Source organism: Vibrio sp. 1-1(7) (genome assembly GCF_013048485.1).
Classification (GTDB): domain Bacteria; phylum Pseudomonadota; class Gammaproteobacteria; order Enterobacterales; family Vibrionaceae; genus Vibrio; species Vibrio fujianensis.
This window is the reverse complement of the sequence record NZ_VHSP01000001.1, coordinates 1,174,624-1,199,354: the sequence shown is the minus strand read 5'-3', so window position 1 is coordinate 1,199,354 and position 24,731 is coordinate 1,174,624. Positions and strand designations below refer to the sequence as shown.

Annotated in this window: 21 protein-coding genes; 9 read left to right on the top strand and 12 right to left on the bottom strand. The window is 42.1% G+C overall.

Going from position 1 to position 24,731, the window contains the following annotated elements:
• Positions 1–344 precede the first annotated feature (344 nt).
• The 3 genes from FKN05_RS05515 (at position 345) to cueR (ending at position 2,576) form a co-directional block, all read left to right on the top strand.
• Positions 345–1,424, top strand: coding sequence for a porin (locus FKN05_RS05515; RefSeq protein ID WP_170887053.1), 1,080 nt, complete (start codon positions 345–347; stop codon positions 1,422–1,424).
• Positions 1,425–1,492: 68 nt separating this feature from the next.
• Positions 1,493–2,140 (top strand): DUF2057 family protein, encoded by a 648-nt coding sequence (locus FKN05_RS05510; protein ID WP_170887052.1) that lies wholly within the window; start codon positions 1,493–1,495, stop codon positions 2,138–2,140.
• A gap of 10 nt (positions 2,141–2,150) precedes the next feature.
• On the top strand, positions 2,151–2,576 hold the full coding sequence (gene cueR / locus FKN05_RS05505) for a Cu(I)-responsive transcriptional regulator (protein WP_099612091.1): 426 nt from the start codon (positions 2,151–2,153) through the stop codon (positions 2,574–2,576).
• 103 nt (positions 2,577–2,679) lie between these two features.
• Here the strand turns inward: cueR and FKN05_RS05500 are convergent, their stop codons facing one another.
• From FKN05_RS05500 to FKN05_RS05480, 5 genes are all read right to left on the bottom strand, one after another.
• Positions 2,680–3,150 (bottom strand): NfeD family protein, encoded by a 471-nt coding sequence (locus tag FKN05_RS05500; protein WP_170887051.1) that lies wholly within the window; start codon positions 3,148–3,150, stop codon positions 2,680–2,682.
• Positions 3,147–4,076 (bottom strand): SPFH domain-containing protein, encoded by a 930-nt coding sequence (locus FKN05_RS05495; protein ID WP_161428209.1) that lies wholly within the window; start codon positions 4,074–4,076, stop codon positions 3,147–3,149. The genes FKN05_RS05500 and FKN05_RS05495 overlap by 4 nt, the downstream gene beginning before the upstream one ends.
• Before the next feature lie 308 nt (positions 4,077–4,384).
• On the bottom strand, positions 4,385–5,239 hold the full coding sequence (locus FKN05_RS05490; RefSeq protein ID WP_161428208.1) for a co-chaperone YbbN: 855 nt from the start codon (positions 5,237–5,239) through the stop codon (positions 4,385–4,387).
• Positions 5,240–5,555: 316 nt separating this feature from the next.
• Positions 5,556–6,383, bottom strand: a complete 828-nt coding sequence (locus FKN05_RS05485; RefSeq protein WP_099612094.1) for an SDR family oxidoreductase — start codon at positions 6,381–6,383, stop codon at positions 5,556–5,558.
• Positions 6,384–6,393: 10 nt separating this feature from the next.
• Complete coding sequence (locus tag FKN05_RS05480) at positions 6,394–7,308, bottom strand: TIGR01777 family oxidoreductase (protein WP_099612095.1); 915 nt, start codon at positions 7,306–7,308, stop codon at positions 6,394–6,396.
• Positions 7,309–7,512: 204 nt separating this feature from the next.
• Between FKN05_RS05480 and yfcE the strand changes: the two genes are divergently transcribed.
• A complete protein-coding gene (gene yfcE, locus FKN05_RS05475) occupies positions 7,513–8,061 on the top strand; it encodes a phosphodiesterase (protein WP_099612096.1) in 549 nt (182 codons plus the stop codon).
• Between the two features lie 35 nt (positions 8,062–8,096).
• Here yfcE and FKN05_RS05470 read toward each other — a convergent pair whose 3' ends face one another.
• Together FKN05_RS05470 and FKN05_RS05465 are read right to left on the bottom strand one after the other, a co-directional pair.
• The gene (locus FKN05_RS05470; protein ID WP_099612097.1) at positions 8,097–8,618 is read right to left on the bottom strand and encodes a regulatory protein ToxS; all 522 of its coding nucleotides are present in this window, start codon (positions 8,616–8,618) and stop codon (positions 8,097–8,099) included.
• An 11-nt stretch (positions 8,619–8,629) separates the two neighbouring features.
• Positions 8,630–9,475 (bottom strand): winged helix-turn-helix domain-containing protein, encoded by an 846-nt coding sequence (locus FKN05_RS05465; protein ID WP_099612098.1) that lies wholly within the window; start codon positions 9,473–9,475, stop codon positions 8,630–8,632.
• A 387-nt stretch (positions 9,476–9,862) separates the two neighbouring features.
• Between FKN05_RS05465 and htpG the strand changes: the two genes are divergently transcribed.
• The 3 genes from htpG to hemH all read left to right on the top strand — a co-directional run bounded on the left by htpG (position 9,863) and on the right by hemH (position 13,796).
• Entirely contained in the window at positions 9,863–11,770 is a 1,908-nt protein-coding gene (gene htpG, locus FKN05_RS05460) for a molecular chaperone HtpG (RefSeq protein WP_099612099.1), read from the top strand.
• A 314-nt stretch (positions 11,771–12,084) separates the two neighbouring features.
• Positions 12,085–12,729, top strand: coding sequence for an adenylate kinase (gene adk / locus FKN05_RS05455; RefSeq protein WP_099612100.1), 645 nt, complete (start codon positions 12,085–12,087; stop codon positions 12,727–12,729).
• A gap of 101 nt (positions 12,730–12,830) precedes the next feature.
• Positions 12,831–13,796: a ferrochelatase gene (hemH, locus tag FKN05_RS05450; protein WP_099612101.1), complete on the top strand. Its 966-nt coding sequence runs from the start codon at positions 12,831–12,833 to the stop codon at positions 13,794–13,796.
• A 112-nt stretch (positions 13,797–13,908) separates the two neighbouring features.
• Here hemH and dtpA read toward each other — a convergent pair whose 3' ends face one another.
• Entirely contained in the window at positions 13,909–15,486 is a 1,578-nt protein-coding gene (gene dtpA / locus FKN05_RS05445; protein WP_346656353.1) for a dipeptide/tripeptide permease DtpA, read from the bottom strand.
• A 379-nt stretch (positions 15,487–15,865) separates the two neighbouring features.
• Between dtpA and rfaH the strand changes: the two genes are divergently transcribed.
• Positions 15,866–16,372, top strand: a complete 507-nt coding sequence (gene rfaH, locus FKN05_RS05440) for a transcription/translation regulatory transformer protein RfaH (RefSeq protein ID WP_099612102.1) — start codon at positions 15,866–15,868, stop codon at positions 16,370–16,372.
• A 229-nt stretch (positions 16,373–16,601) separates the two neighbouring features.
• Here the strand turns inward: rfaH and asnB are convergent, their stop codons facing one another.
• From asnB to nagA, 4 genes are all read right to left on the bottom strand, one after another.
• A complete protein-coding gene (asnB, locus tag FKN05_RS05435) occupies positions 16,602–18,266 on the bottom strand; it encodes an asparagine synthase B (protein ID WP_099612103.1) in 1,665 nt (554 codons plus the stop codon).
• Positions 18,267–18,483: 217 nt separating this feature from the next.
• Positions 18,484–20,070: a cation:proton antiporter domain-containing protein gene (locus tag FKN05_RS05430; RefSeq protein WP_170887049.1), complete on the bottom strand. Its 1,587-nt coding sequence runs from the start codon at positions 20,068–20,070 to the stop codon at positions 18,484–18,486.
• Between the two features lie 83 nt (positions 20,071–20,153).
• Positions 20,154–21,368: a DNA-binding transcriptional regulator NagC gene (gene nagC / locus FKN05_RS05425; RefSeq protein ID WP_170887048.1), complete on the bottom strand. Its 1,215-nt coding sequence runs from the start codon at positions 21,366–21,368 to the stop codon at positions 20,154–20,156.
• Between the two features lie 2 nt (positions 21,369–21,370).
• Positions 21,371–22,507 (bottom strand): N-acetylglucosamine-6-phosphate deacetylase, encoded by a 1,137-nt coding sequence (gene nagA / locus FKN05_RS05420; protein ID WP_099612106.1) that lies wholly within the window; start codon positions 22,505–22,507, stop codon positions 21,371–21,373.
• A 474-nt stretch (positions 22,508–22,981) separates the two neighbouring features.
• Between nagA and nagE the strand changes: the two genes are divergently transcribed.
• Positions 22,982–24,463 (top strand): N-acetylglucosamine-specific PTS transporter subunit IIBC, encoded by a 1,482-nt coding sequence (nagE, locus tag FKN05_RS05415; RefSeq protein ID WP_099612107.1) that lies wholly within the window; start codon positions 22,982–22,984, stop codon positions 24,461–24,463.
• Positions 24,464–24,731: the final 268 nt, after the last annotated feature.

The window sequence follows — 24,731 nt, the reverse complement described above, 5'->3', positions numbered from 1 at the left end:
TTTTTTCTATCGATGCGATCGACTTCAATTAATTCATTTTAAATTGACTTTAAATAATTGATATTTAATGTGATTATTTTGTTTTTGTCTGGTTGTCTAAATAATTAGATCTTGATCACTTACTGGTCCAAAGTTTGCCGTCGGTCATATTTTTTTAGTTAAAAATTAAGTTCTGATTGATGTTTTATCTGCGGCAGTTAGTCTTAAGGCATGGATACACCAAGGTGTATACAAACAGCGATGAGACTCTTTAAGGGGTGCTCATACAGCAAAAGTTTTCTCCCTTCGGCGGCCAACTTTGGGGAGAAAAATAAAACAGCTATCTTTATTTTTAGGAGTTTTCCATGGACAAAATGTTTAAACGTACTCTATTAGGTGCGGCCGTTGCTACTCTGTTGTCTTCTGGTGCAGCATTTAGCGTTTCGGCAGCAGAATCCGCAAACTATGAAGTTTATGGGGTAATCGCACTGCAAGCAGCTTATCGTGACTATGATGCGGGCAGTAAAGAAGCAGATGATAAATTAGGTGGTACTCAGTTTAACAACGAATCTCGTCTTGGTTTCCGTGGTGAGAAAGATTTCAAAAATATTGAATCTACTTTTATTTGGCAAATCGAAGCGGGCTATGTAGACCCATCCTTTGCTGATCCAGGTTCAGAATGGGGTACTCGTGATACCTTTGTTGGCTTTAAACATGACAGTTACGGTACTGTTCGTTTAGGTCGCGTTTTATCACCACTATATGAGTTGGTTGACTGGCCAGCCTCTAACCCAGGTTTGGGCGATGTCTATGACTGGGGTGGTGCGATTGGTGGTACTAAACACCAAGATCGCGCTTCAAACACCATTCGTTGGGATACACCAACATTGGCTGACAGCCTATCTATGAACTTAGCTTACGGCGTAGCAGGTAAAGATGGTGCACAAAAAGGTGACGGTAAAGACTACTGGATGGGTGCGGCAGCACACTACAAACTTTCTGTTTTCCAATTTGATTTAGCCTATGAAGGTAACCGTGACGTAGCCAAAGAAGGTACTGAATGGGATAACGATGCTTACCTATTTGGTGTACAAGGTTGGTTTGATAATGGGCTTTCTTTCTACGCTCAATATAAGATGATGGAAGCGAAACCTTCTGTTGGCGATAAAGAAAAGCAAAATGCCTACTCTGCGGGTGTTGCTTATACAACTGGTGACTGGCAGTTCAAGCTGGGTTATGCGAAAAATGATGAGCTTAAAGTGGGCGGCGATAAGCTAAAAGGTTCGGATGATGATGTATTATCAGTACAAGCGCTATACTTTGTTGACCCATCAGCGGTGCTGTATGCTCGTGCTCGTACCTTAGATTTTGGTAAAGCTTATAATGGTCGTTGGAAATCAGCCGATTATGATGAGTATTCAGTGGGTGTAGAGTATTACTTCTAAGCAAAGCGTAAATTTTTATTATAGAGTATGGCGAGCTTAGGCTCGCCATTTTATTTGAAGGAGAGATTATGAAATTACTTCCTATTAGCTTGCTGGCATCGTTGCTCTCTGTTTCGTTGGGAAGTTATGCCGACATTAATGTTACGTTTGATCGCGATATTCAATTGTTGGCTGTCAATGGTGAATCGGAAGGGTTTACTTTTGGACACCGTTCAGAGCTGACACTAGAATCGGGAGTACATCAACTACTGGTTCGTGCGGAACGAGTCGTGCAAATGTCGGGTAAAAAAAATAAATACAAATCGCCCCTGATGATTGTGAAAATTTCTGGTGATGAGGGTAAGCTAAACCTTGCACCCACTATGATTGTCCGTAATGAAGGCAATGCACTAGAGTTTGATCGTCATCCGGCTTTAAACATAGAGGTAATACAAGGGCCGCTGGAGGTAGAACAAGACTTTATTCCTGGCCGTTCTTTTGGTTTAATGGGCGATTATCGTAAAGAACTCAGGCAGTTTAACCGTACCGACAGTAAAGCAGCTATTCATCGCTCATCATTAGTTGCTCGTCCAGTGGTTGCGTCACACGTTGAAAAAAAATCAGCAATGATAGAGGATAATCTTGAAGCGGATAAACTTAAGATGCTCCAAGAGACTTATCTTGACCTTGATGAAGCACAACGCAAAGCGTTTCTGTCTTGGGCAATAAGTCAATAATGGGAACAAAATGCAAATTCGTGATGTGGCAAAAATTACCGGGTTAAGTGCTAAATCAATTCGATTCTATGAATCTAAAGGGTTGATTGCGGCTGCTGAGCGAGGCAGTAATGGCTATCGGTATTATTCGGAACATCACTTAGCGCAACTGCGCTTAATCGCTAGCGCTAGGCAAGTTGGGTTTAGTTTAGATGAGTGCGCCTCTTTATTACAACTTGCACAAAAAGAAGATCGAACCAGTGCGGAAATTAAGCAAAAAACGCAGCGTAAAGTGCAAGATATCGAGAGTAAAATAGCACAACTTGAGCAGATTAAAGCACAATTGCAATCTTGGATCAGTGAATGTCCCGGTGATAGTGGGCCAGCATGCCCTATTTTAGATAATCTTTATCACTATCCTGCGGCGCAAAAATCTTGTGGCATGAAAAAAAGTTAAGGTAATCGGTACGACGATAACAATCCTTGATTAAAAAAGAAGAAGAGTAACGTTGTAACGGCTCTTCTTCTTTTTGGTTATAATCTGAAATGTGATATGGCTATTATTGTGCACCAGATGCGCGGTAGGGTTTGATTTTTAGAGTAATTCCATCAAGGGCAATAATTTCCGCCATATTACCGGCATGAATATCCTCTTCACTGATGGCTGACCATGTACTATCGGCGAGGTGTATTCGTGTGACGATACCAGCTTTTACCTCATCCGTTATTGGTATTCGTTGGCCAATTAGCTGTTTCTCTTTTTGATTTAAAACGCGTTGACTGTCGCTAATGCGATCTGTTTTAAACTGACGACGCCACCATAACCAAGTGGTTATTAATGAGAAACTCGCAAATGTCATCCATTGCAACTGCCAACCGATGGGAATAAATAGCATTAATAGGCCAACCAGTAATCCGGAGAGCCCCAGCCAAAGAAAGTAACCCGCGGTGCCAAGCAATTCGATAGTGAGCAACGCTAAACCCAATGCTAACCAGTGCCAATAGTTGAATTGTGTTAACCAGTCAATCAAGCTTGATTTCCTTTATCTGCTGAATGCTGAAACATCTCTGCGATGCCAGCGATTGATCCCATGAGGCCTGTTGCTTCCAGCGGTAGCATAATAATTTTTCCATTTTCTGCTTGGCCAATTGATTTTAGCGCTTCGGTATACCCTTGAGCAATAAAGTAATTAACCGCTTGCATGTCTCCTTTAGCAATCGCTTCAGAGACCATTGAGGTCGCTTTTGCTTCAGCTTCTGCTGCGCGTTCACGAGCTTCAGCTTGTAGAATCGCGGCTTGCTTTTCCCCTTCGGCCTTTAATATTTCCGATTGTTTTTGTCCTTCGGCGCGTAAGATTTGTGCTTGACGAATTCCTTCCGCTTCTAAGACTTCGGCGCGTTTATTTCGCTCAGCTTTCATTTGCGCATTCATTGCCGCCGTTAGATCGGCGGGGGGTTGTACATCTTTGATTTCAATTCGAGTGATCTTGATGCCCCATGGATTGGTGGCTTGATCAATGATGGATAATAATTTGGTATTAATCATATCCCGTTGACTGAGCATTTCGTCCAGTTCCATTGAGCCGAGTACAGTACGCATGTTAGTTAATGTTAAATTACGGATAGCGTGCTCTAAATCGGTCACTTCATAAGCGGCTCGTGCCGCATCGATGACTTGCACAAAGCAGACCGCATCAATGACGACGCTGGCATTATCTTTACTGATCACTTCTTGAGCGGGAATGTCGAGTACCCTTTCCATCATATTAATTTTTTGGCCGATGCGGTCGACAAATGGAATGATAATATTTAAGCCGGGTTTTAATGTATGGGTATAACGGCCAAAGCGTTCGACCGTCCAGTGTTTACCTTGAGGGACGGTTTTTACTGCAGAAATGATAAAGACAACAGCGACGACGACAAATACGCCGATCGTAATAAGGGAGTCTATAGCCATGACGTATCCTTGTGGAGTGAAATAAAATACTAATATAATTGAATATCAATTGTGCAGTAGAGTTGAGTCGCTGGCAAGCCAACTTAGCGATAATTGATCAGCTTCGTATAAAATCAGGCGGCCCAGCCTTTGATTTTAGTGGTGGGGATCACTTTTGGCTCTTTTGATGTTGCTGGGGGGGTGTTATCTCGACATTTCTCTCCTTGTCGTTAACGCCCCCAATCGGATAGTCTGTCTATGTTCATGGGGGACTCGCTCACTGGCTGCCTACCTGCAATTCCAAGTGGTTTGGGTATCGAGTTGCATGCTTAATAAAGCAATGAGTATAACTGGCGACGATAACGACTAGCGATCGGGTTACTTTGCCCCAATGCATTTAATATATCCATGAATGTTTTTTTCATATCGCCGTCTAACGTATTCAGATCGCGGTTTAGAAAACGCCATAACAAAGCAAGGGCTTCTTCATCACGTTGTACTTGGTGATATTGACTGGCAAGCTCATTGGCAATTTTTGCATTGCTTGGTTGTTCGGTCAATGCTGTCTCAAGTGCTTGAATTTCTGGGCTATCAGCTGCTTGTTCGTACAGCTCCACTTGGGCGATTAACCGTTTGTAATAGCTATCTTGATATTCCAAAGGGATAGCCGATAAACGTTCTTTTGCTTCATCGAATCGTCGATTTGCCAATAAACAGTCGGCTAGAGCCAGTTTGATTTCGCCCTTATTTTGCCATTGTTCATCAAGTGCCATGAGCAGAGGTAAGGCTTGCGCATATTGCTGTTCGCTGACCAGTTTTAGTGCTTGTTGTGCCGTACGCTCTTCTTGACTCGGCAAGTGGCGGGCTAACATCTCTTTAATGGTTTCGATTGACTGTAACCCACTCAACCCATCAACTGGCTGCCCGTTGACAAATAGAGCTAAAGTTGGCAATGCCTGAATGCCAAATTGAGCGGCAATCTGTTGCTCTTCTTGACAGTTTAAAGTTGCCAACTGGAATGCGCCTTCATACTGTTGAGCAAGTTGTTGTAATTGTGGAACAAGTTGGGCGCTTTCGTCACTCATTGGGGCCCAGAAATAAAATAAAATAGGTTGATTCACCGAGTCTGCTAATACGTCGCGGAAATTGTGTTGAGTAACATCGATACTATGAGCTGAATGCATGGTGATTCCTTATGGCTATGTATATAAACCAAACATGGGGGAGCGCGCGATAAATCTCAAGGTGTGACATAAGATTGTTAGCGTTTTCTAGGGGCAATAGACCTTAAGTATTAGAGCACCCATCAAAGCCATGAATAGGTTTTGATGGGTGCTAAGTAGCAGTAAGCAAAGGTTAAAAAAGAATTAGCAGTGCCAAAGTAATTATGACACCGAGCCAATTCCATTGATTTAATGTCATTGGGCGATACTCAATGTCTTTGTGAATGTACTGGTGACTATGGCGAAAAAACATGACGAATTAATGACAAAATACCATTTATGCTGATTTATTGAGCAATTTGTCAAGAGTTCTGCCTGGTAATACTCGTTTGAGAATCGCAAACAATTTGGTCGGAAAGGTGATTCGATACCTAAGTTTAGGTCGCTTGGCTTCTAAAGCATGGAGTAATGGAGCAAGGCAAGCGTGTGCTGGAAGTGCAAATGGATGATTGGACTTTTCATTCGCGAGACGTGAAATTTGCTGTTGATAGGCTTGATGATGAATAGATGAATCGATGTTAATCCAGTTGGTCAAGGCTTGTAATGCGTTGGCTCTAAATTGAGTATTAATCGGCCCAGGTTCTAGTAAGCTAATGTGGATGTTTGAACCGGCCAACTCTAGGCGTAATGTGTCAGTCCAGCCTTCTATGGCAAATTTTGAGGCGTTATAAGCGCCTCGATACTTCATGGCTGCAAAGCCTAAAATAGAGCTATTTTGAATAATTCGGCCATAACCTTGTTGACGAAAATGGGGCAGTAATAGTGTGGTTAATGTATGCCATCCAAAAAAATTACTTTCAAATTGAGCCCGTAATGCTTCGGTGGGTAAATCTTCCAAGGCTCCTGGTTGACCATATGCTCCATTATTAAATAGGGCGTAGAGTTGATGGTTGGAGAGGGTTAATGCCATTTTGACAGCAGATTTAATACTTCTTTCATCAGCTAAATCTAACTGAATGCAGGTAAGCCCTAGTGCTTGTAAGCGTTGAACATCATGATGATCACGGCAAGATGCAATGACGTGATAACCTCGCTGCTTAAGCTCTAGCGCGGCCATATAACCAATACCTGATGAGCAGCCGGTAATAAGAATTGATCGGGTCATAACCTATCCATTAATGATGATGTTGAAGAAGCTGTTTGAGAGCGGGCTCAAGTCGTGAATACGTGAATTGAAAACCGAGTTCGGTCAATTTTTTCGGTTTGGATCGGATGCTGTCAAAAAGCAGAATGCTTGCTTCGCCCATCAGTAAGCGTATCGCCCATTTAGGGGTGAACAATAGATGAGGACGTTTCAGTGTCGACGCTAAGCATCGGCTGAATACTCGGTTTGTGACAGGATGTGGCGCACAGAGATTAAAAGCGCCGTGAGCATGTTCTGTCTCTAATAAGTAAGTGATGGCTCTGACCATATCGATAATATGAATCCAAGGCATGTATTGATCGCCTTTGCCTATTGGTCCACCTAGCCCATAACGGTAGGGAAGCAGCATTTTCATTAGCGCTCCGCCGTCTGTTGAAAGGACGATTCCTGTTCTCAATAGACAGACTCGTGTTCTTTCGGTTTGTGCTCTTCGGGCAATTTGTTCCCACTTTGCACAGATTTGATGTGGAAATTGTGACGAGTGTACTTGGCGGCTCTCATCGAAAGGATGAGCTTGTTGATCGCCATAATAACCCACGGCAGAGCCGCTGATAAAAACAGAAGGGGGAGCGGTACTGGCGTGAATTAATGCAACTAATTTTTCTGTGATAGACCAGCGGCTTTGGCAGATACGTTGTTTTTGTGATTCGGTCCAGCGTTTATCAGCAATAGGCTCTCCTGCTAAATTAATGACCGCGTGGTAACCATCTAAATTACTCAGCACATCAAGGTTGTTAATAAAAGAGAGGCTTTGCGCATGAACATGGATCAGTTGCTGTTTGGCTCGATCAATGTCTCGGCTTAGAATCACTAAATCATGGATCATGAGATGTTTTACCAACTCTCGTCCGATAAGCCCTGTAGCGCCTGTTATCAGTATCTTCATAAAGCTCTCCTTGCACAGTGGTGAGTACCATGGCTATTGGGTAATCATCAGCTTATGTGTATCCTTTCATGGGTTCAAGTTTTTACCATTGATTTATCGCTTTCTCCATGTGAAGCGACAACTGGAGTGGCGATGTTGGCCATAATGATGACGCGAACACTGCAAGTACGTACAATGGTTTGATTATCGATTAAGAGGTAGCAGATGAAATTATTTATTGCGTCAGATCTTCATGGTTCATTACCTGCAACAGAAAAAACCATTCAAGCATTTACTCAATCGGGGGCGAATACGTTAATTTTATTGGGTGATTTACTCAATCATGGCCCAAGAAATCCCGTCCCGACTGGCTATAACCCACCAGCGGTAGCAGAATGCTTAAACCAATATGCACAACAGATTATTGCGGTGAGAGGAAACTGTGACAGTGAAGTTGATCAAATGCTGTTCGATTTCCCGATGATGAGCGATTTTGCTTGGGTGTTACTGGAATCTGGTCGTCGATTATTTCTAACCCATGGGCATCTTTATCAAAAAGACAATCGCCCTCAACTTCAGCATGGCGACGTGTTTGTCCAAGGCCATACTCATATTGCTCTTGCTGAATTACAAACGGGAGTCTACCAGTTTAATCCCGGATCCGTTACTTTTCCGCGCCAAGAAGGCATTGCTAGCTATGGTCTGTTGGAAGGAGAACATTTGACGGTATACAGCTTTCAGCAAGACGTTTTGGCACAAATCCATTTGATCTAAACGTCAGAGGGGCGCGAAGTCCCCTTTGACATCAATTATCCATTGCCAAATAGCACCGTTGAACCATGGCTTAAGCTAGTAAGCAGTAAGGTTTTATCGTTAACTACATCAATGCGCCGACTCTGTTGAGCATCAACTTTAAATAATTGGGTAATCAGTTGTAGCTGCTCTGGGGTAAACTCTTTTGTATAAGCCGAAGACATATCCTTAAATTCCGTAGGAGAAATAAGCAGATAATTACTGCTAATATTCCATTGTCCCGATTCGGAAATATTAATAACATTTTCTGCAATGGTTTGTTCAGCAGAGTACAGTTTCACGGTCGATACTCGTAAATAGCTACCATTCGGTAAATATTTGACATTTGATACCACATCGACCCGATGCAGTGGCCCAACGGCATTGTTGGGTAATTTGTGCTCGATTAATGTGACCAGTTTTGATTGCCATTCACGAGAACAGAGAATTTTCTCGAGTTTAATTTCACTGTGTTGATAAAGCCACAGGCTTGCTATTGCTGAAATTAAAAAGAGTAGGGCGGCGACTTTTTTCATCATGCGTATATCCCTCACTGGCAAACCTTCTCTGTGTCGTTGGTATTGGCAAAAATTCTTAATGTGATGTTTTTCCCTGAAAATCGTGTGGTATGGATATAATTCAACATCAATTGGTTGTTTTCTCCGCCAGTCGCAATCACTTGTTTTAGATTGAGAAAGAGCTCTTCACCATGAATGGTGCGATATTTTTTTACACAGGTTTCAATCGAAGGCAACCAAGATGAAAGATCAGGATGATTCACTGGTGCACTGATGGTTACCTCATCAATAACGGCTAATCGGCGAAATTTCGATGCAGGGGGAGCGGTGAGTAAATAAGTTATCAACGGTAAAAGAAGCGCACTGATGAGTAAAATCGTTGTGGTTACATCAAAGCGGAATTTTTTGCGGGCCGTTTTTGTGTCTGAGCCACCGGCGTGATGAGTGACTTTGGGTTCATCCACTCTCGATGATATCGTGCTTGGTTCTGTTAATGTCTCGGCGGTTTTAGATTTTTCTTTGTTGGGTTCAGATACGAGACAGTCAACATGAGCAATCAATTGGTAGCCGCGTTTAGGCACCGTTTTGATAAACTGTGGTGCTTTCGTTGAATCCTTCAGCATTTTGCGTAGCGTCGAAATTGCTTGGGTCAAACTAGAATCGTCGACTTCAAAGCCTTGTTCTCGCCATACATAGTTATGTAGTTCATGACGAGTAATCACGTTATTAGGATGTTGAACCAGCATAAATAGGATGCGACTTTCGTTGCTGCCGAGGCGAATTTCTTCCTCACCCATTTCCGTATCAACTAATAAGTTGCTGGTTGGATCGAAAATAAAACGGTTGGCAAGAATGAATTTAGTGTCGAATTTACTCATGAGATCTTCTTTTTTAATCGGTATTTCCGGACAACGGCAGAGCATTGTTCGGTTTTACCTACTTAGTATTAGGGTCTCTTGGAACTGTAAATGAGATCGAACAGCGAATCAGTCATATCCCTATAGCAAATTCACGACTGTAAAACAGTTTAGAATTACTCTAACTTTTGATTCTATTTACATACCTTGTCAGTAATAACAGCGTTCGTACGGTCTTTAGACCGATAGACTTAGCAGAGCATAATCAAAAAAAATAAAAAAAACAGTGTTTTTATGGTTTTTGACCTTGAATTTACATTCATGAGCCACATGTTAATAGCAAATCGATGTTCTTCCTACCCTTTTCAGCTTTATTGATAGGGTTTGATATGATGTAACGGAGCAAAAATGAGCGAAACAGTAACCAACAATAAAGAAACGCGTGGTTTTCAATCAGAAGTAAAACAACTACTGCATTTGATGATTCACTCTTTGTATTCGAATAAAGAAATTTTTCTACGAGAGCTGATTTCCAATGCTTCAGACGCAGCCGATAAGCTACGCTTTCAAGCTTTATCAAATCCAGATCTCTATCAAGGTGATGCCGATCTAGGCGTGAAACTTTCTTTTGATAAAGACGCGAATACTTTAACGATATCTGATAATGGTATTGGCATGAGTCGTGAGGATGTGATTGAGCACCTAGGGACGATTGCAAAATCAGGTACAGCTGAATTTTTCTCAAAGCTTTCTCAAGAACAATCAAAAGATTCTCAGTTAATTGGACAATTTGGTGTTGGTTTCTATTCCGCATTTATTGTCGCTGATGCGGTCACCGTACGCAGCCGAGCTGCTGGATTACCTGCTGATCAAGCCGTTCAGTGGTATTCTGAAGGTGAGGGAGAGTACAGCGTTGAAACAGTAGAAAAAAATACTCGCGGTACAGATATCGTATTGCACCTCCGCGAAGAAGGAAAAGAATTCTTATCGGAGTGGCGTTTACGAGATGTCATTTCTAAATATTCAGATCACATTGGTATTCCTGTTTATATTCAAACGCCTGAGCGTGATGATGAAGGAAAAGAAACCGGTGAGTTTAAATGGGAGCAAATTAACAAAGCCCAAGCGTTATGGACTCGTGCGAAATCAGAAATCAGCGATGATGAATATAACGCGTTTTATAAACATGTTTCTCATGACTTTACGGATCCGCTAGTTTGGAGTCATAACAAAGTTGAAGGGAAAAATGATTATACGAGCTTGCTATATATTCCAGCCAAAGCACCATGGGATTTATACAACCGAGAGCATAAGCATGGCTTAAAATTGTATGTTCAACGCGTTTTTATTATGGATGATGCAGAACAATTTATGCCATCGTATTTACGTTTTGTTCGTGGTTTGATTGACTCCAATGACTTACCACTCAATGTATCGCGTGAGATTTTGCAAGATAATAAAGTTACTCAGTCTTTGCGTAATGCATGTACTAAGCGTGTCTTAACCATGTTAGAACGTTTGGCGAATAATGATAGCGATAAATACCAAACTTTCTGGAAAGAATTTGGCCTGGTGATGAAAGAAGGCCCAGCTGAAGACTTTGCTAATCGTGAAAAAATTGCTGGGTTGTTACGCTTTACCTCGACTCATACTGACAGCTCAGAGCAAACGATCAGTCTAGCTTCCTATGTAGAGCGAATGAAAGAAGGGCAGGAAGTTATTTATTATCTCACTGCTGATAGTTACCTTGCAGCGAAAAATAGCCCACATTTGGAGCAATTTAAGTCAAAAGGGATTGAAGTTCTGTTGATGTCTGATCGCATTGATGAGTGGCTGATGAATTATTTAACCGAGTTTGACGGTAAATCGTTCCAGTCTATCACGAAAGCGGGCCTCGATTTAAGTAAGTTTGAGGATGAAGCAGAGAAAGAGAAGCACAAGGAAACAGAGCAAGAGTTCCAGTCAGTCGTTGAGCGAGTTAAAGCCTATCTTGGCACACGAGTGAAGGATGTTCGAACCACATTTAAATTAGCGTCAACCCCTGCTGTGGTTGTGACCGATGATGGTGAAATGGGGACACAAATGGCCAAGTTACTTGCTGCGGCAGGACAAGCGGTGCCTGATGTGAAATATATTTTTGAGATTAACCCAGAACATGCGATGGTGAAACATATGGCTGATGAGGCCGATGAACAAGCCTTTGGTCGTTGGGTGGAAGTGTTATTGGGCCAGGCAATGTTGGCCGAGCGTGGTTCGATGGAAGATCCAACTCAATTTGTCACCGCTATCAATCAGCTACTGACTAAAGTGGAATAATGATCATTAACGCAAGCCAATGTGATGTTGGCTTGCGTTTTTTCTAACCGTTTCTGCGTAAAGGGGCTTAGGAAATCTTAATGTAAATAACGGCTTTGATCGGTATTCTTTCGTCTTAGATTCCGTTTTTGACCGTTTTTTATGATAGAATTAGTCTCTTGAATAGTCAGATTTGTCAGTTCGATTTTTCATGCTTTTTGCTTAAGCAAATTCAAATTTGTCTCCTTATACCGAAACTTATCGTCGTACTATCGTCGTACTATCATCGTACTGTGAGCTTCGGTATAACATTATTTTCTTAAAGAGGATTAAACATGCGCATCATTCTTCTAGGTGCTCCGGGTGCAGGTAAAGGCACACAAGCTCAATTCATTATGGAGAAATATGGTATACCACAAATCTCTACTGGTGATATGTTACGTGCTGCTATCAAAGCGGGTACTGAGCTTGGTAAACAAGCAAAGTCAGTGATTGATGCGGGTCAATTAGTCTCTGATGAAATCATCTTGGGCCTCATCAAAGAGCGCATTGCTCAACCAGATTGCGAGAAGGGTTTTTTGCTTGATGGTTTTCCTCGTACCATTCCTCAAGCGGATGGTTTGAAAGAGATGGGAATTGAGGTTGATTATGTGATTGAGTTCGATGTTGCCGATGATGTGATTGTTGAGCGTATGGCTGGACGCCGTGCGCATCTTGCTTCTGGTCGTACTTACCATGTTATTTACAACCCACCTAAAGTTGCTGGTAAAGATGATATTACCGGTGAAGATTTGGTTGTACGTGATGATGATAAAGAAGAGACAGTACGAGCTCGTTTAGGGGTTTATCATGAACAAACCGCTCCGCTTATTGCCTACTACGGTAAAGAAGCGGCAGCAGGTAACACGCAATATTTAAAATTTGATGGGACAAAACAAGTTGCTGAAGTCAGTGCTGATATCGAAAAAGCACTCGCATAAAATGGCTCGTTTGCCCAATATAACCGAGCGAGGCGGCCTTTAGGGTCGCCTTTTTTACTCTTTTTGTCGTGATGTACAAAGGTAAACATGGAATGGACGTTATGCATAATGGTAAGCAATTAGGCGTTTTACTGGCAAACCTAGGAACACCACAAGAGGCAACGCCAAAAGCCGTTAAACAATTTTTAAGTCAATTCTTACATGATAAGCGTGTTGTGGACTTAAGCCGTTGGTTATGGTGTCCCTTATTACATGGCATTATTCTTCCAACGCGCGCTCCGAAAGTGGCTAAGCTTTATCAGTCCATTTGGATGGAGGAGGGATCGCCACTGATGGTGTATGCCAAACGTCAGCAAGAAAAACTGCAAAAGCAGCTTTCTATTCCGGTTGAACTCGCGATGACCTATGGTGAACCAAGCCTAGCTCGTGGCGTGCAGGCTTTATGTCAACAAGGTGTTTCTTCGATAATTGTATTACCGCTTTATCCCCAGTACTCAGCAACCACAACTGCTGCTGTGTTTGATGGTTTAGCCAAGGTGATGAAGCAACAAGTGGTTGTTCCGGAACTGACGTTTATTCAAGATTATCATGATCATCCCCTCTACATCCGAGCGTTAGCAGAAAAAGTCCGTGATGCTTGGCAACAGAATGGTCGAGGCGATAAATTGATCTGCTCTTATCATGGTATTCCTAAGCGTTATGCTGATAATGGCGATATTTATCCGATACATTGCCAACAAACCACTCGTTTATTGGCGCAAGAACTCGGATTAACGGATCAACAGATCATGATGACCTATCAATCTCAATTTGGCAAAGAAGAGTGGTTGCAGCCCTATACTGATAAAATGATGGAGCAATTGCCTCAACAAGGAATAAAACGCATCGACATTATTTGTCCGGCTTTTTCAGTTGATTGTTTGGAAACACTGGAAGAAATAGCAGGTGAAAATAAGCATCTTTTTCTTCAGTCAGGAGGAGAAGCTTTTAACTATATCGAGTGTCTAAACGATTCGGATGCTCATATTCAGATGATGGCGGCTTTAATCCATCAACGATGTGGATAATGGCCGTCGAAAGAGTTTTACCATAGAAATGGTTTTACCATATAAGTTTTACCATATAAATAGTTCAAAAGCCTTATCCAAGAGGCTTTTGAACCATTTGACAGTCTGTGGTTTATGCTTCGGCAGGTGCTAATTCAACCTCGACATTGCCTTGACATATTTTAGTCAACATTGGTGCGATTAAGAAGGTAATCAGTGTGATTCCTGCGGTGGTATAGCCAATTTTTCCAAATACATCGCCATAGATAGCAAGTGATTCATGTGCACCGGTAATCTGATCGGGAACAGAGGTTAAACTCGCAACCCATCCAGCAATAACGGCAGCCGTTGCTGAAGTAAGAAACCACATTCCCATCGCAAAGCCCATCATACGCTGTGGAACCAATTGTGCCACCATGGCTAAACCAAGCCCTGAAACCAGTAACTCACCAACGGATTGGAAGGCATAGCTCAGAACTAACCAGTCTGCACTGATGATGCCTTGATGATTCGCAAATCCGGTTCCCCACGATAGAACTAAAAATGAGAGTGCGCAAAATCCCATGCCTATTGCAAATTTAAATGGCATAGCGAGGCGCTCGCCTAATTTACCATAAAGCATTGCCAATACTGGGCTGGCGATCATAATCCAAAAAGGGTTTAACGCTTGAAATTGCTCTGGTTCAAAATGAAAACCGAACAAATTTGGATCAACATTGTGAATAGCAAAAAAGTTCAGTGACGTTGGCATTTGAAAGTAAAGTACAAAGAACACCACGCCTTGTAACATCAGAACAAAGGCAACCAACATTTTTTGTCGTTCAATCCCAGTCATTGAAAATGTTTCTTTAAAGTAAAAGGTTACGATCATTAGCCCTGCAATGACTAAAATCGCATGTGCTAGGAACAAGTTTTGTAATAAATAACTACAGAAAAAACTCATCATTATGGAACCGATGACCACCAAGCTTAAGCGCGTTTTATTCACCGATTGGAGATCAGCGGGTGAACCGACGTTTTTAAGCATCTTTTGACACAGAATAAAGTTAACAACGGTAATCGCTAAACCGATCGCACTGACGCCAAAAGCCATCCCATAACCGGCTCGTTCAGCAACCATCGGAGTTAGAATCATAGAGAAGAAAGAACCGAGGTTAATTGCCATGTAATACATGGTAAAGGCACCATCCAATCGAGGATCGTTATCGTCATATACTTTGGCAAGTAGGCTTGATGGATTGGCTTTAAATAGCCCGTTTCCGACCGTAATAAATCCCATCGCGATATAGATGAGCGTTTCCCCACCTAGGTGCGCTTTTGTCGTTGAAAGCCCTAAAAGTAGGTAGCCAAACATGAGAATAATTGCGCCTAAAGTGATCGCGCGTTTGGTGCCAATAATTTTATCACCAATCCAGCCTCCGGCTGCGACAAAGCCGAAAACCAATGCTGAAAAAGCACCGAATAATACGAAAGAGTTGGATTCATTCATGCCTAAGATTTTAACCATGTAGACGGTTAAAATTGCTTGCATACCATAGAAGCCAAAACGCTCCCAAAGCTCAATAGAAAAAATCAGATAGAACGGTTTTGGTTGCTTGAATATATTCAAGTCGGATGACATATGGGGCTTCCTGTTGTGATTGCTCAATAACTTGCGGATGATTCTCTTACGCGATAAGGGAAAGAAATGGACTGCAAGGAGAGAGGTTATTCATGTATTATTTATTTTTATTCTGAATTCGAACTGAACCTGTCGTATAACAATTTAGTATCAGTGAGTTATCAGTGTGAACAATGAACCAATACGTATACCGCTAAGTTTATATGTCTGCAATATGCAGATTTGCTGGATTTTAGCTCTATTTTTCTTATCTTTATGAAATAAATAATTTTTTAAGGTGATTTTGATTGCGTCAAGAGAGCGAAAACTAACATTTCATATTTGATCGTATTTTTAGAATGGATAGTGGGGTTATTGATTGATTCATGTGATGGCGACCGGTACTGCCTGGAAAATTTACCATTTTTGATTGTGTTGTGTTCTGATGAGAAGGTTTAGGTAAACAAAACTAAAATAGGTTGGCTAGAAAATGAAATGCTGGTACTTGGTTTATTGTAAGCGAGGCGAACAAACAAGAGCAAAGGCTCATCTTGAGAATCAAGGCGTTGAGTGCTATTACCCACAAATTAAGGTGGAAAAAATTATTCGAAATAAAAGAAAAATCGTGATTGAGCCGTTATTTCCCTCATATGTTTTTGTGTGCTTTGATTATGAGCAAGGGCCGACCTTTACCACAGTTCGTTCAACTCGAGGTGTGGTTGATTTTATTCGTTTTGGCCCTGAACCTAAAGCGCTACCCAATGAATTGGTTCACGAGCTAAAGCAACTGGATCATTTAGCAAAAGAGTATTGCAAACAAGAAATGCCTTCTGCCGGACAAGCGATAGAAGTAAAAAGCGGGCAATTTTGTGGAATGAAAGCGATATATCAAGAGCCTGATGGCGATACCCGTTCTATTATGCTGGTAAAAATGATTAACCAACCGGTTATGATGAGTATTGATAATAAGCATCTAGCGCTTAAATATCCTCAATAGTTAAGCGCTATCGGCTATACCCTTCCTACTTGAAGCTGCCGGGGGGAGTACACTCGTTCACCCCAATCACATAGCTTGCCTATACTCATGGGGATGATGAGAGCCATCCGTGGCTCTCATCAAAGGCCAACCTACGGCTGTTCAAATTTGTTCCAGACAAATTTATCGCCTCACTTGCTGCCGATTATAAGCCGTTTGGACATCGCGCCTTTATGGCTGGCTTGGTAACTCAGTAAGCTTCGTTATGAACGGCTTTGACGGCTCGACCTGATGGGTCAATGCAGTTTTTAAATGACTCGTCCCATTCAACGGCTTTTGCAGATGAACAGGCTACAGAAGGCCCTCCTGGCACACAACGGGCTGCGGACTCCAAAGGAAATAACTCTTCAAAAATTTCCCGATAAACATACCCTTCTTTTGTAGTTGGTGTGTTGTAGGGGAAACGGAATTTTGCGGTTGCCATTTGCTGATCGCTAATTTTTGCCTCTGCCGTTGCTTTTAAGGTATCAATCCAGTTATAGCCAACCCCATCTGAGAACTGTTCTTTCTGACGCCAAGCGATAGAATCAGGAAGATAGTGTTGGAAACATTCTCGTAAAATATGTTTTTCCATTTTACCGTTGCCACACATTTTATCTGCTGGGTTGAGCCTCATGGCGACATCAATAAACTCTTTATCTAAGAAGGGGACTCGTCCTTCGACCCCCCAAGCCGCTAGAGATTTATTAGCTCGTGCGCAATCAAATAAGTTGAGTGCTAATAACTTACGAACCGTTTCCTCGTGAAACTCTTGAGCATTCGGCGCTTTATGGAAGTAAAGGTAGCCGCCGAAAATTTCATCAGCACCTTCACCAGAAAGTACCATTTTAATTCCCATTGCTTTGATTTTACGACCTAGTAAAAACATCGGTGTTGAAGCTCGGATGGTCGTTACATCATAGGTTTCAATGTGATAAATCACATCGCGAATGGCATCAAGGCCTTCTTGAATGGTGTAAGTCATCTCGTGGTGAACTGTACCAATTTTTTCAGCAACTTCACGTGCTGCTTTTAAGTCGGGAGCACCTTCTAAGCCAATGGCAAAGGAGTGAAGTTGTGGCCACCAAGCTTCAGATTGTTCATCGTCTTCAATGCGCATGGCGGCAAAGCGTTTAGCAATAGCAGAGGTGATCGATGAGTCGAGCCCTCCTGATAGTAACACCCCATAAGGCACATCCGTCATTAATTGACGTTTAACCGCCGCTTCTAAAGCTTGAGTGAGTTCTTCTTTATTACTGATATTGTCTTGTACTGAGCGGTATTCATTCCAGTCTCGAACGTAATAACGGTGAGGTTCAGGCTCAGTCGAGCTAAAATAGCAACCAGGAGGAAATTCACTAATAGATTTACACACAGGGACTAATGCTTTCATTTCAGAAGCGACATAGTAGTTTCCATGCTCGTCATGGCCTTGGTAAAGTGGAATGATTCCAATATGATCTCGGCCAATAAGGAAGACATCTTTTTCTTGGTCATACAAAGCAAAGGCAAAAATACCATTCAGCTCCTCTAATAGCTCAGCACCTTTATCTTGGTACAAGGCAAGGATAACTTCACAGTCAGAGTCAGTTTGAAAATCGTAGGTATCTTGGTAGCGAGCGCGAATTTCTTTGTGGTTATAAATTTCACCGTTAACCGCTAAAATAAGATTGCGATCTGGGCTATAAATGGGTTGAGCTCCACTATTGAGCCCGACAATCGCTAAACGTTCATGAGCAAGAATCGCTCGCTCTGATGCGTAAATTCCTGACCAATCAGGGCCGCGGTGACGAAGTTTTTTAGACATTTCTAATGCGACTGAGCGTAATGCACTGGCATCGCTTTTAATATCTAAAATACCAAAGATTGAACACATACAACTTCCTTAAATGAAACACGTTTTAAGCAGATGAGTACAATTTGCCACTTTGGTTAAAAAAGGCAATCGATCTTTGATTGAAAATTTAAATTATAGCCAATGTGATGGATAATATTTAATATTTTTATTGTTTTATTAAACATATTCTACTTTGTGGCGAAGTGGTGTGCATCTGGCTAACGAGATCCATCTCGTTAGCCGTAAATTAAGGCCATTAATGGCGAGTCAATGTCGGTTGTAAATGTTCGCATACGTGGCGAGCAAATCCAGTTCCAGCCTCACTATAGATATTAAAAGCCGCATGCGCACCTTCTTGAAGTAAGATGTCCATTTGATCTGAGTACTCGGCGATCGCGGCAATTTGTCCAGTAAACTGACGTTTATTTAATTCAGCGAGCGCAATTTGATTGGCTTGATGGTGGGGCATGGCTAAAAGTATGAGTTTCACCTTGCCTGTATGTAAAATACGCGCCCAAAAATCAGGATCAGTCGCATCACCACTAATGACATTCCGTCCTTCATTTTGATGCTGTTTTGCCGCCTCTTCACGTAGCTCAACCCCTAAGCAGATATCACCATAACGTGAATAAAACTCATCATACGCGCCAGTTCCGATCCTTCCCATGCCAAGAATGATGACTTGAGCCTCACCAGGATTAATTACCGAATCTCTTAGATTCAGCGTTTCCGGTTGAGGATCGCTAAACCATGATGATGAGTGTTGATATACCTCATTCCCTTTACGGCTCAGTGGCGCAGCAATGAGAAACGAAAGTGATACAGCGATAGCCAAAGCAACCAGGATATCTCCTGGTAACCAGCCCAGTTTAAAGGCTAAACCGCCAACAATCAGGCCAAACTCACTAAAGTTAAAAAGCGAGAGCGAAGTAAGCAGTGAGGTACGAACCCGAAAATGAAATTGATTGAGAACCCAAAAGTATAGTGCTCCTTTTAATGGAAGCAGGATCATGAGCAATAAAGCCAATAACAAGCCGGTTAACGTTGGTTTTTCTGCCAAGCCTATATTTAAGAAAAAACAGACTAAGAATAGCTCTTTGAGATTAAAAAGCGCTTTAGATAGCTCAGAGGCTTTACTGTGCTTGGCAAGTAACATGCCTAGGATTAACGCCCCTAGATCCGGTTTCATACCAACGAGTTGAAAGCCGCCTGCACCGATCACTAAAGCAAGAAAAATACCCAATAGAACCAAAAGCTCACCATGCCCGGCGTTATCGAGTAGACGGAAGAACAAGGGTCGTAATAGTGGTAGGGCAAACAAGCTAATGGCATACCACTCTGGTAACTTACCTGTTGATGCGGTCAAAAAGATAACAGCAAAAATATCCTGCATGACTAAAATACCAATGGCGAGGGTGCCATAGGTTGAGTTCATTTCTCCCTTTTCTTGCAAAGATTTGACAGCAAAAACGGTACTAGAAAAAGAGAGGGCAAAACCAAGCAATAATAAACTCGTAAAAGGGAGCTCACTAAGGCTGGTCAGCCCGAGATATTTAAAGCCGATTAGCGCGAGGGTAAATATGCTGGTTGCGAGAACATTATGAATTGTTGCACCAGCCCAAATTTCTTTTTCAAGCAAAGACTTAATATCGAGCTTTAACCCGATGGTGAATAGCATCAGGGTGACCCCGAGGTCTGCTAATGTCGCTAACGTTTGGTTTGACTCGAAACCGTAGAGATTCAGGCCAAAACCTGCGATAAGGAAACCAACGAGAGGAGGAAGATGGCACTTTTGTGCAATATAACCAACGATGAAAGCGGCACTGATAAACACTAAATCCATGAGATTTCTTTATAGGTTGGGTAATAAAAAGGCTGTATTGCTTGAAATCAATACAGCCTCAACATTATAGAACACTTTGCTTATCAGTCTTCAAGTAATTTTTGTAGCAAGACCCCGTTTAGCATCGCGCGTTTTATTGTAGCAAAAGCACCAATGGTCGGGTGCTTATCCATTTGTGAGGCAACGATAGGAAGATGTTGATGGAATTTCTTAAGAGATTGGTTTTCTACATTGCGCAAGATGGCTGGAAAGATAATATCTTGGGCTGCGGTAATTTTTCCCGCGACGACTATCTTTTGTGGGTTAAATAAATTAATGGTGATCGCGATGGCTTTTCCTAACTGATTTCCGACTTGTACCAAAGCTTGTTTGGCTAACTCGTCACCTTGTAGGGCATGTTGACAAATATCATCAATGGTGATTTCTCCAAGTGAGGATAAGCTTGATTCATAACCTTGAACTAAGCGCTTTTTCACTCGTTCGATGATGGCTGGATTGGTCGCAACCGTTTCTAAACAGCCAAAATTACCGCATTGACACCGCTCACCCAATGGATCGATCTGAATATGGCCTATTTCGCCTACATTTCGGTTAGAGCCTAAGAACACCTGCCCGTTTACAATGATCCCAGCACCGGTACCGCGGTGAACACTGACTAAGATCGAGTCTTGACAGTCTTTGCTGGCTCCAAAATAATGCTCTGCCAATGCCATGCCTCGGACATCATTACCGATAAAACATTCCACATTAAAATGTTCACGTACAATGTCGCCCAATGCTAGCGCATTAATCTCAATATTGGGCATATATTCCACCACTCCGAGTTCAGGGTTGACTAGTCCGGGCAGTGAAATACCAATAGCAATTAATTGGTTTATTTGATCTTTTTGTTGTGAGATGAACGCCTTAATGTGGTTAATTAACCCTTCTATCAACTGCGGTTGATGAGCGTAATGAAAATCATGGGCCGAGGAGACCAGTTCTTCTCCTCCGAGGTTATATAAGCTGAGTTGAATATAATCTCGGCCAAGTCTAACCGCGATGGAGTGAAAAGGGGTGACCTCTGTGGTTAAAGAGATGGCGCGACGTCCACCAGTTGATGCTTGTTGAGCCACCTCTTTGATTAGGCCTCGTTCAAGGAGTTGGCGGGTTATTTTGGTCACACTTGCAGGCGCAAGTTGACTTACATCGGCAACTTGGATCCGTGAAATCGGGCCTTGTTGGTCGATTAAACGGTAAACTGCTGCACTATTGAGCTGTTTAACTAGATCTACGTTACCTATTTGTCCGCCATTCATGATTATTTTTGCTCGTATTGTCCGTTAACTACCGTCGCTTTTACATTAAAATCCCGATCAAAAATGGTTAGATTCGCAATATAACCTTTCTTCACTCGACCTAATATTTTTTCCACTCCAATCGCCTTGGCTGGATACAAGGTTGCCATTTTGAGAGCTTCATCTAAAGCGATACCGACATGCTCAACCGAATTCTGAACCGCTTCTATCATCGTTAAGGCCGAGCCGCCAAGAGTGCCATTTTCATCGACACATTTGCCGTTGCGATAATATACTTTCTTACCGACAAAAATAAAGTAATCCATCTCTGCGCCTGCAGGAGCTGTGGCATCGGTCACTAATATGAGTTTCTCACCTTTAATTTTATGAGCAATTCGAATGTTAGCGTAATCAACATGGAACCCATCGGCAATCACACCCGTGTAGACTTCAGGCGTGTCATAAATTGCCCCAACAACACCGGGTTCACGCCCTGCCATTGGGGTCATGGCATTAAATAAATGCGTTGCAAACGTAATGCCGGCATCAAATCCTTTGCGTGCTTCCAAGTAAGTTGCATTGGTATGGCCGATAGAGACAACAATGCCCGCCGCGACCAGTTTTTCAATATGACGAGGATCATTATTTTCCGGTGCTAGTGTCACTTTAGTGACGACATCATTATTTTGACAGATAAAATCAATCATCTCGTCGTCAGCTTGACGAATGTAATCAACGCAATGAATGCCTTTTTTCATCACATTCAAATAAGGGCCTTCTAGATGAAGTCCTAATGATTGATGTGGATATTGGTTTTGATATTCACGCTGCGCCTGAATGGCTTGACGCATATTTTCATCTGAGGAGGTTATCAAGGTGGGAAGAAAGCTAGTACAGCCTGATTTTAAGTTTGCTTGGTGCATGGTATGAATGGTGTTTGCACTAATCTGATCGTTAAACATCACACCACCACACCCGTTGAGTTGCAAGTCGATAAACCCAGGGCTGAGATTCGCCCCTTGTAGATCGATGATGTGAACGTCTTGCGGTAATTGAGTCAGAGGGCAAACAGTTTGAATTCGGTCGCCATCTATAATGACAGCGTGTTGAGAAAGCACATCGCTGCCAGTATATATTTTACAGTTGGTTAGTGCGTACATAATCAGCTAATCCTTATCTGTTGAATAGGGTCAATCAGTTGGGCGACACGAATTCAGCTTTTCAGTGCCTCATCGGCTGAGTTTGCTGACTTCAAGTAAGTCGCGAAATATCTTTATAGTCATCATACTCGGAACAAAAATGGATAAAATAAGTATGAAATACATTGCTATATAAGGTGCTAGGTCTAATGAGCAAGCATAAAACTTTAATCACCATACCTCTGGTATGGTTCCTTTTTACTCGATAACTGCGGTTATCATAGCGTCAAAGTTATGTTTTTTTATATGGTAAAATAAGTTTTATGATCTCGCTAGCAAAATCCTTCACTTCCCCCTTTTTCTGGTGATTATGATCACAATTGATGAGGTTTTAATTTGCGGAGCAAAATTAATAACATAAACTGAACATGACTAAATTGGGTGACTAAAATAAGTCTCCAATTTTATACCAAAATCCTATAGGGGGACATTAAGGTGAACATTCTTGGTTATTTTCAAAAAGTAGGTAAGGCCCTAATGGTGCCGGTTGCTACTTTACCCGCAGCCGCGATTTTAATGGGGCTCGGATATATGATCGACCCAAATGGTTGGGGAGCAAACTCTGCATTGGCCGGTTTTTTGATCAAAGCGGGTGCGTCGATTATTGATAACATGTCGTGGCTATTTGCTGTTGGTGTTGCATACGGTATGTCCAAAGATAAAGATGGGGCAGCGGCTCTTGCCGGATTAGTGTGTATGTATGTCGTGACTACACTATTATCACCGGGAGCGGTTGCTCAGATTCAAGGCATTGATCTATCAGAAGTACCGGCGGCATTTGGCAAAATTCAAAACCAATTTGTCGGTATTTTGGTGGGTATTATTTCTGCTGAAATCTATAATCGCTATTCTAGCGTTGAGTTGCATAAAGCATTATCCTTTTTCTCAGGTAAACGTTTAGTACCGATTTTGACTTCTTTTATCGGCATTATTTTATCTTTTGTATTGATGTATATCTGGCCAACAGTCTATGGCGGTTTGGTTAATTTTGGTGAATCTATTCAAGGGCTTGGTGCGACTGGGGCGGGTATTTATGCTTTCTTTAACCGTTTACTGATTCCTGTTGGGTTGCACCACGCATTAAATTCCGTATTCTGGTTTGATGTTGCTGGAATTAACGATATTCCTAACTTCTTGGGGGGGGCTAAATCTATCGCCGAAGGTGTTGCTACACCAGGCATTACTGGGATGTATCAGGCTGGTTTCTTCCCAATTATGATGTTTGGTTTACCTGGTGCTGCGTTAGCCATTTACCATACCTCCACGGCTAAAAACAAAGAGAAAGTAGCAGGTATCATGCTCGCTGCGGGCTTTGCTTCATTCTTTACCGGGGTGACTGAACCGCTAGAGTTTTCTTTCATGTTCCTTGCGCCGGTCTTGTATGTTTTACATGCACTTTTAACGGGGATTTCGGTCTTTATCGCAGCATCAATGCAGTGGATTGCAGGTTTCGGTTTCTCAGCCGGTGCTGTCGATATGTTCTTATCTTCACGTAACCCGCTTGCGATCCAATGGTATATGCTCATTGTCCAAGGTTTAGTGTTCTTCGTTATTTACTACGTCGTGTTCCGTACCGTAATTGTGAAATTTGGTCTGAAAACTCCGGGTCGTGAAGATGATGACGAGTCAGCTACGGTGACAAAAGGTTCACAAGAAACCTCTGAGCTAGCGAAACAGTACTTAGAAGTTTTAGGTGGGCATAGTAACTTGTCGAATATTGATGCATGCATTACTCGCTTACGCTTAACTGTGAATGATATGTCTATCATTGATGAAAAAGCGTTGAAAGATCTCGGTGCAATGGGCGTTGTGAAACTAGGGGCGAACAACTTACAGGTTATCCTTGGCCCATTGGCTGAAATTATTGCAGGTCAAATGAAAAATATTCAATCTAATGATAATCACGAGTTGAAATAAATAGAGGGGTTTCCTTTATTACTAAGCAAAGGCCTTCGCGTTATGCGAAGGCCTTTGCATAACACGTGAATATTTAAAAAACAAAAAGTTGTTCCTTTCTACTTGAATCCGTAGCGGTGCCAGTGACTTTATTGAGGCTTACTCATGTCTCGCTTACTGGCTAGGCCAAGCGGTTTGTGGAGCGTAGCTTGCTTCATTCCTTGGATTGTTGAGATAAATTCCACCTTTTGAACGCACTGATTTAGCAAATATTCTGAGTAAAACCGTA